Origin of the sequence: Comamonas sp. (genome assembly GCF_036666375.1) — a bacterium.
In the GTDB taxonomy this organism is placed as follows: domain Bacteria; phylum Pseudomonadota; class Gammaproteobacteria; order Burkholderiales; family Burkholderiaceae_C; genus Comamonas.
In genome coordinates this window covers 1-13,772 of record NZ_JAVWWA010000113.1, presented here as the reverse complement: position 1 = coordinate 13,772, position 13,772 = coordinate 1, and the positions used below count along the sequence as shown (strand labels likewise).

Here is a 13,772-nt window from a genome sequence, read left to right as displayed (position 1 = left end):
GCGGCGTTGGCGCTTCTGGCGTTGCACCAGAAGCGCGGTCGCGTATCAGCTGCGTTCCGACCAGAGCACGCCGCCCGTGGACCAGTTCTCGCGCTTCACATCGGTGATCAGGACGTCGACCGATTCGGGCGAGCCGCCCAGCACTTCGACGCTCACGCGGGTGATTTCCGCGACAAGCTTCTTCTTCTGTTCGATGGTGCGGCCTTCCATCATTTCAACATGGTACGTGGGCATGACAACTCCTGGAAAAAACAAACATCATATCGGTGGACTGGTGCTTGTCGGCACGGGCTTCAGCGCGGCGCAGGCCGGGCACAGGCAGGACTGGCCCCGCGCGCTGTCCGGAATCTGCGCCAGGGTGGAGGGCGCGATGCTCGCGCCCATGCACCAGCAGTCTTCGGGCGGCGTGGCCGCCATGACGGCGCATTGGTTGCTGCGGCCGCACAGCGGGCAGCGGGTGGGGTCGGGGAACGCAGGGCGGGACATGCGCCAGTGTAGGGCGCCTGGCCGTGCCATGCGCGCTGTACGATTTTGAGGGCAGGCCGTTCATCCTTTGACGCGGCCGGCGAGGTAGGCTCAGGACGAACGGGGTGGGCGCAGGGCCGCGCCCGTTCTGGAATCGGTCAGGCCGCGGCCTTGACCTTCTGGCGCCAGGCGTGCAGCAGCGGCTCGGTGTAACCCGATGGCTGTTCCAGGCCCTTGAACACCAGATCGCAGGCCGCGCGGTAGGCGTAGGAGCTGTCGAAATGGCCGGCCATGGGGCGGTACAGCGGATCGCCGGCGTTCTGCTGGTCGACGATGGCGGCCATGCGCTCGAACGTTGCGCGCACCTGGGCTTCGCTCACCACGCCATGCAGCAGCCAGTTGGCGATGTGCTGGCTCGAGATGCGCAGCGTCGCGCGGTCTTCCATCAGGCCCACGTTGTGGATGTCGAGCACCTTGGAGCAGCCCACGCCCTGGTCGACCCAGCGCACCACATAGCCCAGGATGCCTTGCACGTTGTTGTCGAGTTCCTGCTGGCGTTCGGCGTCGGACCACTTGGCTTCCTTGACCACGGGCACCTGCAGCAGTCCGGCAAGCAGGTCGTCGCGCGCGGCGTCGGCATTGGTCTTTTCGAGCTCGGCCTGGATCTCGGCAACGTTGACCTGCTGGTAATGCAGCGCATGCAGCGTGGCGGCCGTGGGCGAGGGCACCCAGGCGGTGTTGGCGCCGGCCTTGGGATGGCCTATCTTCTGCTGCAGCATGTCGGCCATCAGGTCGGGCATGGCCCACATGCCCTTGCCGATCTGTGCGCGGCCGCGCAGTCCCATGCCCAGGCCGATCAGCACATTGCTGCGTTCATAGGCGGGCAGCCAGGCGCTGGTCTTCATATCCGCCTTGCGGACCATGGGGCCGGCATGCATTGCGGTGTGCATCTCGTCGCCCGTGCGGTCGAGGAAGCCGGTGTTGATGAAGGCCACGCGCGCGGCGGCGGCGGCAATGCAGGCCTTGAGGTTGACGCTGGTGCGGCGTTCCTCGTCCATGATGCCCAGCTTGACGGTGTTCGCGGGCAGGCCCAGCACCTGCTCGACGCGGCCGAACAGTTCGTCGGCAAATGCCACCTCGGCGGGGCCGTGCATCTTGGGCTTGACGATGTAGACCGAGCCTTCGCGGCTGTTGCGTATGCCCGGCGTGCCCAGGCCCTTGAGGTCGTGCAATGCGATTGCCGTGGTGACCATGGCGTCGAGAATCCCTTCGGGAATTTCCTTGCCCTCGGCACCCCAGAGGATGGCCGGGTTGGTCATGAGGTGGCCCACATTGCGCAGGAACATCAGCGAGCGGCCATGCAGCTTGAGCGGCTGGCCATCGGCGCCCGTGTATTCGCGGTCGGGGTTCAGGCCGCGGGTCACGGTCTTGCCGCCCTTGTCGAAGGATTCGGTCAGCGTGCCCTTGAGAATGCCCAGCCAGTTGCTGTAGCCCAGCACCTTGTCTTCGGCATCCACCGCAGCGATCGAGTCCTCGAGGTCGAGGATGGTCGACAGCGCCGATTCCAGCACCACGTCGCTGACTCCGGCCGCATCGGACTTGCCGATGGCCGTGCTGCGGTCGATGCGGATATCGAGGTGCGAGCCATGGTTCTTGAGCAGCACGGACGAGGGCGCCTCTGCGCTGCCTTGGTAGCCGACGAATTTCGCCGGGTCCTTGAGACCGGTGATCTGGCCGTCGGCGAGCGTGACCGCGAGCTTGCCGTCGACCACCGCGTACAGCTTGGCCTGGGCATGCGAGCCCGTGGCCAGTGGTGCCGACTGGTCGAGCACGTTGCGTGCGAAGGCGATGACCTTGGCACCGCGCACGGGGTTGTAGCCCTTGCCCTTTTCGGCGCCATCGGCTTCGCTGATCACATCGGTGCCGTAGAGCGCGTCATACAGCGAGCCCCAGCGCGCGTTGGCGGCGTTGAGCGCGTAACGGGCGTTCAGGATGGGCACGACCAGCTGGGCACCGGCCTGGGTCGCGAGTTCAGCGTCCACGCCCGTGGTCGTGGCCTGCACGTTCTGCGGCGGCTCGACCAGGTAGCCGATGCGGCCCAGAAAGCTGCGGTAGCCGGCCATGTCGGTGATCGGGCCGGGGTGGGCCTTGTGCCAGGTGTCGAGTTCGGTCTGCAGGCGATCGCGTTCGGCGAGCAGCGCAGCATTGCCCGGCGCCAGGTCGCTGACCAGGGCGTCAAAGCCCTGCCAGAACGTCTCGGGCGCCACGCCCGTGCCGGGCAGCACCTGGTCGTTGATGAATTGGTGCAGTTCGTTGGCTACCTGCAGGCCGTGGACGGTGGTGCGATCGGTCATGAAATCAACCTCGGAATGAAAAAGGGGCAACGCTGCGACGTGCGCAGGACATGGAGCTACTGTATTTGAATTGTTTGTGCCTATAAACCGCTTCAAAAGTGCAGAACTCATGACTTTTACGCAAAAGTGCCGGTGCGGGCCATGGCGCAGTGCGACATAGAGTTATCTGCAGGTCGCTGCCGGGCTTTGTCTCCATAATCCCGGCATGGACAAACTCAAGGCGTTCGAGTCATTTGTGTCAGTGGCGACCAAGGGCAGCCTCACGGCCGCGGCCAAGGCCGAAGGCGTGGCCCCGGCCATCATGGGGCGGCGGCTCGATGCGCTCGAAGAACATCTGGGCGTCAAGCTCATGGTGCGCACCACGCGGCGCATCTCGCTGACGCATGAAGGCAGCGCGTTTCTCGAAGACTGCCAGCGGCTGCTGTCGGACGTGGCAAATGCCGAAGCCAGCGTCTCGGCCGGCGGCGTCAAGGCCACGGGCCATCTGCGCATTACCGCGCCCGCGGGCTTTGGCCGGCGCCATGTCGCGCCGCTGGTGCCGCGCTTTCGCGATCTGCATCCCGAAGTCAGCATTTCGCTGAACCTCAGCGACCGCGTGGTGGATCTGGCCGGCGAAGGCTTCGACTGCGCGGTGCGCGTCGGCGACCTGCCCGACTCGTCGCTGGTGAGCGTGCGCATTGCCGACAACCGCCGCCTGTGCGTGGCGACGCCGGCCTATCTGGCTCGGCGCGGAACGCCTGCGCATCCCAGCGAACTGGCGCAGCATGATTGCCTCACGCTGTCGAGCGACGCCTCGCAGACCCGGGGCTGGGCGTTTCGCATTCCGCAGCCCGATCAGAGCACGCACGATGTCGTGCATTTCAAGTCGGGCGGTCCGCTCGACTGCTCGGACGGGCAGGTGTTGCATGATTGGTGCCTGGGCGGCTGGGGCATTGCCTGGCGCAGCACCTGGGAGGTCGAGGCAGAAATCGCCGCGGGCCGGCTGGTGCCCGTGCTCGAGGAGTTTGCCGCACCGCCCAACGGAATCTATGTGGTCTTTCCCCAGCGCAAGCACATGCCATTGCGCGTGCGGCTGTGGATCGACTACCTGAAACATCACTATCAACAAGCTGATTTCTGGAAAAACGGAGTTGCCCCATGACCTTTGAAGCCACGCTCGCAGCACTGCACCTGCTCGCTGTCCTGACCCTTGTGGTCTTTCTGTCGAGTCAGGCCGCGCTGTGCCGTGCCGAATGGATGAACGCCGCAGTGGTGCGCCGGCTCGCGCGGCTGGACCTGATCTACGGGATCGCGGCGCTGGCGCTGCTGCTCACCGGGCTTGCGCGCCTGTATTGGGGCACCAAGGGCGTGTCCTGGTATGTCTCGCAGCCGCTGTTCCATGTGAAGGTGACGCTGTTTGTGCTGGTCGCAGTGCTGTCGATCAAGCCTTCGCTGACGTTCCGCCGCTGGCTGCGCGGCCTGGCTGCGGGCCAGGCGCTGCCCGACGCGCAGGACGTGGCCGGCACGCGCCGCTGGATCATGGTGCAGGCGCATCTGGTGCCGGTGATTGCGGTCATTGCCGTGTTCTGGGCGCGGGGGATGTGACCCCATTGGATGTTTTGCTGGGGCGGCCCGGCGCTGGTGGGGCCTTCGCGCCAGATGTTTGAGGCCAGGCCGTTCATCCTTCGACTGGCTCAGGACGAACGGGAAATAACGCCTGGCGATGCACGTCTCGCTTAACCCGCTCAGGACGAACGGCGAGGGCCGGGCAGCAGCCCGCGGACGACAAGTGTGCAGCGGCTGACGCACATACGCCACACGGTCGAATCCGCGTGGGCGGCACAAAGCGGGGCGGGCACGTAAAATCCCGCGATGCTCTCCGTCAAACTGGAATTGCTCGCGGCCCTGGCCGCTGAGCTGGAAAAATTGTCGCCCGGCGCCGGTGCGCGCGCCGCTTTCGAATCCCCCAAGGTGGCTGCGCACGGCGATTACGCCTGCACGGCTGCCATGCAGCTGGCCAAGGCCGCCAAGCAGAACCCGCGACAACTGGCGCAGACGCTCAGCGATGCGCTGATGGCCACGCCGGCTTTCACGCGCTGGGTCGATGCGTTGGAAATTGCCGGCCCCGGCTTTCTCAACGTGCGCCTCAAGCCCGCGGCCAAGCAGGAAATCGTGCGCGAAGTGCTGTCGGCGGCGCAGGCGTTCGGTCAGCAGCCTTCGCGGGCGGAAAAACTGCTGGTCGAGTTCGTCTCGGCCAACCCCACGGGCCCGCTGCATGTGGGCCATGGCCGCCAGGCCGCGCTCGGCGACGCGCTGTGCAATCTGTTCTCGACCCAGGGCTGGGATGTGCACCGCGAGTTCTACTACAACGACGCGGGCGTGCAGATCCAGACGCTGACCAACAGCACGCAGCTGCGCGCCAAGGGTTTCAAGCCCGGCGATGACTGCTGGCCCGTCGATCCCGAGAACCCGGCCAGCAAGGCGTTCTACAACGGCGACTACATCCAGGACATCGCCAACGACTTTCTCGCGAAGAAGACCGTCAAGGCCGACGACCGCGAATTCACCGCCAACGGCGATGTCGAAGACCTCGACAACATCCGCCAGTTCGCGGTCGCCTACCTGCGCAACGAGCAGGACAAGGATCTGCAGGCATTCAACCTGCGCTTCGACGAGTACTACCTCGAGTCCAGCCTCTACACGTCGGGCCGCGTGGACCGCACCGTCGAGCGCCTGATCGCCAACGGCCACACCTACGAACTCGACGACGCGCTGTGGCTCAAGTCGACCGACTATGGTGACGACAAGGACCGCGTGATGCGCAAGCGCGACGGCGGCTACACCTACTTCGTTCCCGATGTGGCCTATCACATCGCCAAGTGGGAGCGCGGCTTCACCAAGGTCATCAACATCCAGGGCACGGACCACCACGGCACGATTGCCCGGGTGCGCGCCGGCCTGCAGGCCGCCGACGTGGGCATTCCCCAGGGCTATCCCGACTACGTGCTGCACACCATGGTGCGCGTGGTGCGCGGTGGCGAGGAAGTCAAGATCAGCAAGCGCGCGGGCTCGTATGTGACGCTGCGCGATCTGATCGAATGGACCAGCAAGGACGCGGTGCGCTTCTTCCTGCTGAGCCGCAAGCCCGACACCGAATACACCTTCGATGTCGATCTGGCGGTGGCGCAGAACAACGACAACCCGGTCTACTACGTGCAGTACGCGCATGCGCGCATCTGCTCGGTGCTCAAGGCCTGGGGCGGCGATGCGGCGCAGCTCAAGAGCGTGGACCTGTCGGCGCTCGAAGGCCCGCAGGCGCAGGCGCTGATGCTGCAGCTGGCCAAGTACCCCGACATGCTGGCCGCGGCGGCCCAGGGCAATGCACCGCACGACGTGACGTTCTACCTGCGTGATCTGGCCGCTGCCTATCACAGCTACTACGACGCCGAACGCATTCTGGTCGACGACGAGGCCGTCAAGCTGGCGCGCCTGGCGTTGATCAGCGCGACCCGCCAGGTGTTGCACAATGGTCTGGCAGTGCTGGGCGTGTCCGCTCCAGAACGCATGTAAACCGATCACACCATGAAGAAACAGCAACGCGGCGGCACCATTCTCGGCATCATTCTTGGCATCATCGTCGGCCTGGGCGCAGCCCTGGGCGTGGCGGTATATGTCAGCAAGGTGCCCGTTCCTTTCCTCAGCAAATCGTCGAAGAACGCCGACCAGGATGCGGCCGAGGCCAAGAAGAACAAGGATTGGGATCCGAACTCTCCGCTGTACGGCAAGAACCCGGCGCGCATCACCGTGCCCGCTGCGCCCGATGCGGCGACCGGAGCGGTGACGGGCGGGGTGGCAGCGCCTGCCACGGCAGGAGTGACCGCGGCGCCTACCGATGTGCCGACCAGCCAGCCCGTGGCACCGGTCACCGCCACGACGCCTGCCGGCACCAAACCGGACGCCAAGGCGGACCCCAAGGCGGACCCCAAGGCGGCGGCGTCCAGCGATCCGCTGGGCGATCTGGTCAAGGCCAAGTCGGCCGAGGCCAGCGCCGCAGAAAGCTTCAACTACTTCGTGCAGGCCGGCGCTTTCCGCAGCCCGTCCGATGCGGAAGCCCAGCGCGCCAAGCTTGCCATGCTGGGCTGGGAGTCGCGGGTCAGCGAGCGCGAACAGAACGGCCGCACGGTGTTTCGTGTGCGCGTAGGTCCGTTCGCCAAGCGCGATGACGCCGAGCAGCTCAAGGGCAAGCTCGAAGGCGCGGGCGTGGATTCCGCGCTGGTGCGGGTGCAGCGCTGAACTTTTTAGCGCGCCCGCCCTCTGACCTATCAGAACCGAACAAGGAGTGTTGTTTCATGAAACGCCGTGAGTTTTCTCTGGCTGCCGCTGCGGCAGCTTCCGCTTCCGCTTTTTCCTTTGTCGCCACGCCTGCTCTGGCCCAGGCCGCGTTCAAGGAAGGCAAGGATTACGCCAAGCTGTCCAAGCCCGTGGCGACCACCGCCGGCGCCGGCAAGGTCGAAGTGATCGAGTTCTTCTGGTACAGCTGCCCGCATTGCCATGCTTTCGAGCCGGCGTTCGCGGCCTGGAAGTCGGCGGTGCCCGCCGATGTGGTGGTGCAGCGCGTGCCCGTGGGCTTCAACGCCAGCTTCGTTCCCCAGCAAAAGCTGTACTACGCGCTGCTCGCCATGGGCAAGCTCGATGAAGTCCACACCAAGGTGTTCCAGGCAATCCACGTCGAGCGCAACCGCCTGGCCAAGGATGACGACATCTTTGCCTGGGTCGGCAAGCAGGGCGTGGATGTGAACAAGTTCAAGGAAGCCTACAACTCGTTCACCGTGTCCAACCAGGTGCGCAAGGCGACCCAGCTGCAGCAGGACTACAACGTCGAAGGCGTGCCTTCGATCGGCGTGGCCGGGCGCTTCTACACCGATGGCACGATGGCCGGCAACATGGCCAATGTGCTGCGCGTGACCGATCACCTGATCGCCGTGAGCCGCAAGGGCTGATAGCGCCCGGCACATGCCGCACCAGCCCGCCTTGCGCGGGCTTTTTTGTGTTCGCGCTTCGCTCGGGCCTGCGGCTGTCCGGCCTTTCATCCCCTGGTTCATGTCAGGGCGTGGCGAATTAATGGGTGACACGCCCTACAATGGTCGCAAGATTCGTGCCCTCCATGAAAAAACGCCTACTCCCCCTCCTATTGCTTTCAGCCCTTGTCTGCGGCACGGTGCAGGCCGAAAAGGCCGACCGCAACAAGCCCATGAACATCGAGGCCGATGCACTGCGCCACGATGAACTCAAGCAGACCAGTGTCTTCACCGGCAACGTGGTGATGACCAAGGGCACTATCGTGCTGCGCGGCGCGCAGCTCGACGTGCGCCAGGATGCCGAGGGCTATCAGTTCGGCACCGTGATCGCGGCACCGGGCAAGCGCGCGTTTTTCCGGCAAAAGCGCGACACCTTGCCGGGTCAGCCCGATGAGTATGTCGAAGGCGAGGCCGAAGTCATCGAGTACGACGGCAAGGTCGACAACGTCAAGCTGATACGCCGCGGCGAACTGCGCCGCTACCGCGGCACTGCGCTGAGCGACGAGATCACGGGCGCGGTCATCGTCTACAACAACCTCACCGATGTGTTCACCGTCGACGGCCAGGCCCGTGCGCCAGGCGGCGGCAGCACGGCTTCGGGAGGGCGGGTGCGCGCCGTGCTCGCGCCCAAGGAGCAGCCGCCGGCCCCGCCTGCCGCGCCGGCCGCGAACCTGCGTCCCAGCATGACCATCGAACCGAAGAAATGAGCCGCGCTCCGTGAACCCAACCCCGCCCGAATCCAGCCGCCTTGAAGTCAAGCACCTGGCCAAATCCTATGGCAGCCGCAAGGTCGTCAAGGACGTCTCGCTGGCGGTGCAAAAAGGCGAAGTCGTGGGCCTGCTGGGACCCAATGGCGCGGGCAAGACCACGTCGTTCTACATGATCGTGGGCCTGGTGCGCTGCGATGCCGGCGACATCTTCATCGACGGCCAGGCGGTGGGCAACATGCCCATCCACCAGCGCTCGCGCCTTGGGCTGTCGTATCTGCCGCAGGAAGCGTCGATCTTTCGCAAGCTCAGTGTCGAAGACAATGTGCGCGCGGTGCTCGAACTGCAGCGCGACGATGACGGCAAGCCGCTGACGCGCGACGAAATCGAGCGCCGCCTGCTGGCGCTGCTGCAGGAGCTGCGCGTTGACCATCTGCGCGAATCGCCTGCGCTGGCGCTGTCGGGCGGCGAACGCCGGCGCGTCGAGATCGCGCGTGCGCTGGCGACCCAGCCGCGCTTCATTCTGCTGGACGAGCCTTTTGCCGGTATCGATCCCATTGCCGTGATCGAGATCCAGCGCATCATCGGCTTTCTCAAGGCGCGCGGCATCGGTGTACTGATCACCGATCACAACGTGCGCGAAACGCTGGGCATCTGCGATCACGCCTTCATCATCAGCGACGGCCATGTGCTGGCGCAGGGCACGCCTGCGGAGATCGTGGAAAACGCCGATGTACGCCGGGTCTACCTCGGCGAGCACTTCCGGATGTGATGGCCATGTGCATGAGCTTGTGTCGGTCTGAGGGGGAATGCTGTTGAAGCCGGGTCTGTCTCTACGTGTATCGCAGCATCTCGCACTCACGCCCCAGCTGCAGCAATCGATCTGGCTGCTGCAGCTCTCGACGCTGGAGCTGAGCCAGGAAGTCGAGCACATGCTCGACGACAACCCGTTCCTGGAACGCACCACCGAGGAAGCCGAGCGCGAGGAGTTCGGCCTGGCGCAATCCGATGTGCCCGCGCAGCGCGACGACTATGCCGACGACGCCTACGCATCGACTGCGTCGACCAGCGAGAAATCCAGCAGCAGCGAAACCGACGGCAGTGAAGTCACGGCCGCGGCCGATGCCGCACCCGATTGGGAAGGCGACGGCAGCGCCGATCTGGCGCCCGACGACAGCGAATGGGGCGGCGAAGCGCGCGCGCGCAGCGGCGACGACGACACCGAAGCCCAGGATCTGGCGCATGGACATGAGTCGCTGACCGATTTCCTGCACCGCCAGGCGCTGTCGCTGCGCCTGGGCGATGTCGATCGCGCGGCGCTGCGCTTCATGATCGAATCGCTCAACGAACATGGCTATCTCGAGGACCCGCTCGAGGAACTCGCCGCGGGCCTGGCCGGGCCCGACGCGCTCGAGGAGCAGGAAGAGCTGGTCCACCATTTCACCGTGGCGCTGCGCCTGCTGCAGTCGCTCGAACCCGTGGGCGTGGGCGCGCGCAACCTGGCCGAATGCCTCACGCTGCAGCTCAAGCACCTGGCGGCGCGCGATGACGAACACACCGACGCCGCGACCGTGCAGACCGCGCTGCGCATCTGCGAGCAGCCCATGGACCTGCTGGCCCGGCGCGATGTGCGCCGGCTGATGCAGGCCTGCGGCGCGAGCGACGAACGCATTCGCGCGGCCATGGCCCTGATCGCGCGGCTGGAGCCGCGGCCCGGCCGGCGCTTTGCCGATGTCGAGCGCAATCTGGTCGTGCCCGACGTGCTGGTGCGCAAGATGGCGCGCAGCAGCGGCGACGGCCAGCCGCAGTTCAGCGTGCAGCTCAACCCCGACGTGATGCCGCGGCTGCGCGTGCACGACATCTATGCCAATGCCTTGCGCGGCCACAAGGGCAGCGAAGGGCATGCGGGACTGCAGCAGCGGCTGCAGGAGGCGCGCTGGTTCATCAAGAACATCCAGCAGCGCTTCGACACCATCCTGCGCGTGTCGCAGGCCATCGTGCAGCGGCAGAAGAACTTCTTCACCCATGGCGAACTCGCGATGCGCCCGCTGGTGCTGCGCGACATCGCCGACGAATTGGGCCTGCACGAGTCGACGATCAGCCGCGTGACCACGGCCAAGTACATGTCGACGCCCATGGGCACCTATGAACTCAAGTATTTCTTCGGCTCGGGCCTGGGCACCGAGACCGGCGGCAATGCGTCGAGCACGGCGGTGCGCGCGCTGATCAAGCAGTTCGTCGCGGCCGAGAACCCGCTCAAGCCGCTGTCGGACAGCCAGCTGGCCGACATGCTCAAGGAGCAGGGCATCGAGTGCGCGCGCCGCACCGTGGCCAAATACCGCGACGTGCTGAAGATCGCGCCGGCCAATTTGCGCAAGTCGCTGTAGCGCCCAGGGTCTGGCAACATGACCTCGAATGTTCGCACTTCACGGCAAACGCGTATCCTTGCCCCCCTGCTATGAATCAACTGCAACTGTTTTTGCCCTGCGCCGCCGGCGTTGAGGACTATCTGGCCGATGAGGCCCACCGTATCACGGGGCTCACGGGACACGACCTGCTCGTCGGCCGCGGCGGCGTGATGCTGCGCGCCTCGTGGCGCGATGCGCTGCTGCTCAACCTGCACAGCCGGCTCGCGCAGCGCGTGCTGGTGCAGCTGTCGACCTCGCAGTACCGCAACGAGAACGACCTGTACCGCGCGGCCAGCGAAGTGGCCTGGGAAATCTGGTTCACTCCGCGCCAGAGCTTCAAGATCGAAGTCACGTCCCAGCACAGCCCGCTGACCAGCCTGAATTTCGCCGCGCTGCGCGTCAAGGACGCGATCGCCGACCGCTTCCGCGCCAAGACCGGCGTGCGCCCCGACGTCGAGACCCGTTATCCCGACGTGCGCGTGCACCTGCACTTGACCACGGACGAGGCAACCATCTACATGGACACTTCGGGCGAAGCGCTGTTCAAGCGCGGCTGGCGCGAAGACAAGGGCGATGCACCGCTCAAGGAAACGCTGGCCGCGGCAATGATTGCGGCCACCGGCTGGGACCCGCATGGCGACAATCCGCAGCCGCTGTACGACCCCTGCTGCGGCAGCGGCACGGTGGTGATCGAGGCCGCGCAGATCGCCTGCAGGATTCCTCCGGGCATCCAGCGCCGCTTTGCGTTCGAGAAGCTCGTGCCGTTCCAGCCCCATGTCTGGGAAGCCATCGTGCGCCAGGCCGAAGACGCGATCTGCGAAAGCCCGGTGGGCATCTATGGCTCCGACGTCTCGCACCGCATGGTCGATTTCGCCGAACGCAATGCCGAGCGCGCGGGCGTGGCCCGGGCCGTGAATCTGCGCGGCGGTGATGCGCTGCAGCGCATGCCGCCCAGCGAGCAGCCCGGCGTGATGGTGCTGAACCCGCCTTACGGCGAGCGTATCGCCGCGGCCGGCACCGCGGGCCGCAATGCGGCCGAGCGCATGGGCCAGGTGGAGCAGGTGGGCCGCGAGACCGCGCAGACCGAGGACGGCGTCGAGTTCTTCAATGAACTCGCCTCGCACTGGAAGAAGAACTACAGCGGCTGGCAGGCGTGGATGCTCACGCCCGACCTCAAGCTGCCCGGCAAGATGCGCCTCAAGGAGTCGCGCCGCGTGCCGCTGTGGAACGGTCCCATCGAATGCCGCATGTTCCGCTTCGACATGATCAAGGGCGCGGTCAAGCCGCGCAAGAACGCCGACGGCGCAGCGCCCCAGGCATGAAGATCGTGCTGCGCTGGCCGCAGTGCAATGCGGCCGCGGACGGCGTGGTGCCACGTCCCCTGGTGCTCGACACCAACATGGTGCTGGATCTGCTGGTCTTTGACGACCCGGCGATCGCGCCGCTGCGCGCCTTGCTCGCCAACGGCGAGCTGCGCTGGATCGCCGATGCCGCGCAGCGCGTGGAACTCGAGCGCGTGCTGGGTTATCCACAGATCGCGCCGCGCCTGGCTTTCTACGGCCTGAGCAACGCAAGCGTGCTCGCGGCCTTCGATGCCGGAGTCGACTATCAACCCGAGGCGCCCGCGATCCAGATCGTCTGCAAGGACCCCGACGACCAGCACTTTCTCGCGCTGGCGGTGCAGCACCGCGCCTTGCTGCTGAGCAAGGACAAGGCCGTGCTGGTGCTGCGCAAGCGCCTGGCGCTGCGCGGCGCCACCGTGGGCAATCTGCTGCTCGCTCCCCAGGCCGAACCCGCGCTCGCGGGCTGAATCCCCCCGGCGCCATTGCGCGCCGGGATACTCCCATGCCCGGCTGTGACTATGCCGGGCGGCTACACTGCCGGCAATTGTTTGCTGCGTTCCCGCGCAGCCCCGGCCGTGTCGCGCTCCTGTGATGGCTGCGGCCTCCACGAAAGTTTCACCATGACCGAACAAAACACTCCCATTCCCGCCGATGAAGAACTGGCGGCCGCCGATGCGGCGCTGGACGGCGACGCGCTCGAAGAACTGGACCTGATTCTCGAAGACCTGCGCTCGCGCGGCGAGGAAATTCCCCAGTGGGAATTCTGCGACGGCTTCCTCACGGCCCTGGTCTGCACGCGCCGCGCGATTCCCGCGGCCGAATACCTGCCCATGCTGCTGGGCGACGGCGCCGAACTCGAAGTCACCGCAGGCCAGCCCCTGCCCAAGATCGAAGCGTTCAAGGACATCGAGCAGCAGGAGCGTTTCCTGGCGCTGTGGCAGGCGCGCTGGGATGAGGTTTCCCAGCAACTGGACGCCGACGTGAAGACGCTCGACGACGAGCGCACCTTCCAGCCCGAAGCCATGGACATGCGCGGCGCGATCGCCAGCCTGCCCGAGGAAGAGCGCGCCGAAATGGAAGGCCAGGAGATTCCTTCGTTCGGCCAGGTCTGGGCGCTGGGCTTCATGTTTGCCGTCGAAAACTGGCCCGAAGAGTGGGCCGCTCCGCGCGACAAGGAAGCCGCGCAGTGGCTGGACGCCGCGCTCGAATCGGTCGTTGCGCTGACCGAAGACGACACCGGCAAGCCCGAAGTCTGCATGTACGACGAAAACGGCCCGGCCAGCACCAGCCAGGCGCGCGTGGAGCAGTTCGGCGAAGCCATCTGGGGCATCTATGACCTGCGCCAGCTGTGGAAGAGCATGGGCCCGCGCCAGGAGACCATCGTCAAGGGCGTGCAGCCCGGACGCAACGATGCCTGCCCCTGCGGCAGCGGCAAGAA

Annotated in this window: 14 protein-coding genes; 11 read left to right on the top strand and 3 right to left on the bottom strand. The window is 65.9% G+C overall.

The window, feature by feature from the left end:
• Positions 1-45: 45 nt before the first annotated feature.
• The 3 genes from RR928_RS20885 to RR928_RS20875 all read right to left on the bottom strand — a co-directional run bounded on the left by RR928_RS20885 (position 46) and on the right by RR928_RS20875 (position 2,819).
• A complete protein-coding gene (locus RR928_RS20885) occupies positions 46-234 on the bottom strand; it encodes a 4-oxalocrotonate tautomerase (protein WP_332684081.1) in 189 nt (62 codons plus the stop codon).
• A gap of 24 nt (positions 235-258) precedes the next feature.
• On the bottom strand, positions 259-486 hold the full coding sequence (locus RR928_RS20880) for a cysteine-rich CWC family protein (RefSeq protein ID WP_332684079.1): 228 nt from the start codon (positions 484-486) through the stop codon (positions 259-261).
• Positions 487-623: 137 nt separating this feature from the next.
• Positions 624-2,819: a malate synthase G gene (locus tag RR928_RS20875; protein WP_332684077.1), complete on the bottom strand. Its 2,196-nt coding sequence runs from the start codon at positions 2,817-2,819 to the stop codon at positions 624-626.
• A 205-nt stretch (positions 2,820-3,024) separates the two neighbouring features.
• Between RR928_RS20875 and RR928_RS20870 the strand changes: the two genes are divergently transcribed.
• The 11 genes from RR928_RS20870 to RR928_RS20820 all read left to right on the top strand — a co-directional run.
• A complete protein-coding gene (locus RR928_RS20870) occupies positions 3,025-3,960 on the top strand; it encodes a LysR family transcriptional regulator (RefSeq protein ID WP_332538125.1) in 936 nt (311 codons plus the stop codon).
• On the top strand, positions 3,957-4,403 hold the full coding sequence (locus tag RR928_RS20865) for a DUF2214 family protein (RefSeq protein WP_332684075.1): 447 nt from the start codon (positions 3,957-3,959) through the stop codon (positions 4,401-4,403). Before RR928_RS20870 ends, RR928_RS20865 begins: the two co-directional genes overlap by 4 nt.
• A gap of 267 nt (positions 4,404-4,670) precedes the next feature.
• Positions 4,671-6,368, top strand: a complete 1,698-nt coding sequence (gene argS, locus RR928_RS20860; protein WP_332684073.1) for an arginine--tRNA ligase — start codon at positions 4,671-4,673, stop codon at positions 6,366-6,368.
• Between the two features lie 12 nt (positions 6,369-6,380).
• Positions 6,381-7,091 carry an SPOR domain-containing protein gene (locus tag RR928_RS20855; RefSeq protein ID WP_332538122.1) on the top strand — a complete coding sequence of 237 codons (711 nt, stop codon included), beginning with the start codon at positions 6,381-6,383 and terminating at the stop codon, positions 7,089-7,091.
• A 56-nt stretch (positions 7,092-7,147) separates the two neighbouring features.
• Complete coding sequence (locus RR928_RS20850) at positions 7,148-7,798, top strand: thiol:disulfide interchange protein DsbA/DsbL (protein WP_332538121.1); 651 nt, start codon at positions 7,148-7,150, stop codon at positions 7,796-7,798.
• A 164-nt stretch (positions 7,799-7,962) separates the two neighbouring features.
• Positions 7,963-8,583, top strand: a complete 621-nt coding sequence (gene lptA, locus RR928_RS20845; protein ID WP_332538120.1) for a lipopolysaccharide transport periplasmic protein LptA — start codon at positions 7,963-7,965, stop codon at positions 8,581-8,583.
• 10 nt (positions 8,584-8,593) lie between these two features.
• Positions 8,594-9,355 (top strand): LPS export ABC transporter ATP-binding protein, encoded by a 762-nt coding sequence (lptB, locus tag RR928_RS20840; RefSeq protein ID WP_332538119.1) that lies wholly within the window; start codon positions 8,594-8,596, stop codon positions 9,353-9,355.
• 43 nt (positions 9,356-9,398) lie between these two features.
• On the top strand, positions 9,399-10,970 hold the full coding sequence (locus tag RR928_RS20835; protein ID WP_332538132.1) for an RNA polymerase factor sigma-54: 1,572 nt from the start codon (positions 9,399-9,401) through the stop codon (positions 10,968-10,970).
• Between the two features lie 71 nt (positions 10,971-11,041).
• The gene (locus RR928_RS20830; protein WP_332538118.1) at positions 11,042-12,313 is read left to right on the top strand and encodes a THUMP domain-containing class I SAM-dependent RNA methyltransferase; all 1,272 of its coding nucleotides are present in this window, start codon (positions 11,042-11,044) and stop codon (positions 12,311-12,313) included.
• The gene (locus tag RR928_RS20825) at positions 12,310-12,801 is read left to right on the top strand and encodes a PIN domain-containing protein (RefSeq protein ID WP_332538117.1); all 492 of its coding nucleotides are present in this window, start codon (positions 12,310-12,312) and stop codon (positions 12,799-12,801) included. The genes RR928_RS20830 and RR928_RS20825 overlap by 4 nt, the downstream gene beginning before the upstream one ends.
• A gap of 153 nt (positions 12,802-12,954) precedes the next feature.
• On the top strand, positions 12,955-13,772 hold an 818-nt coding region (locus RR928_RS20820), incomplete at its 3' end, for a YecA/YgfB family protein (RefSeq protein WP_332684068.1).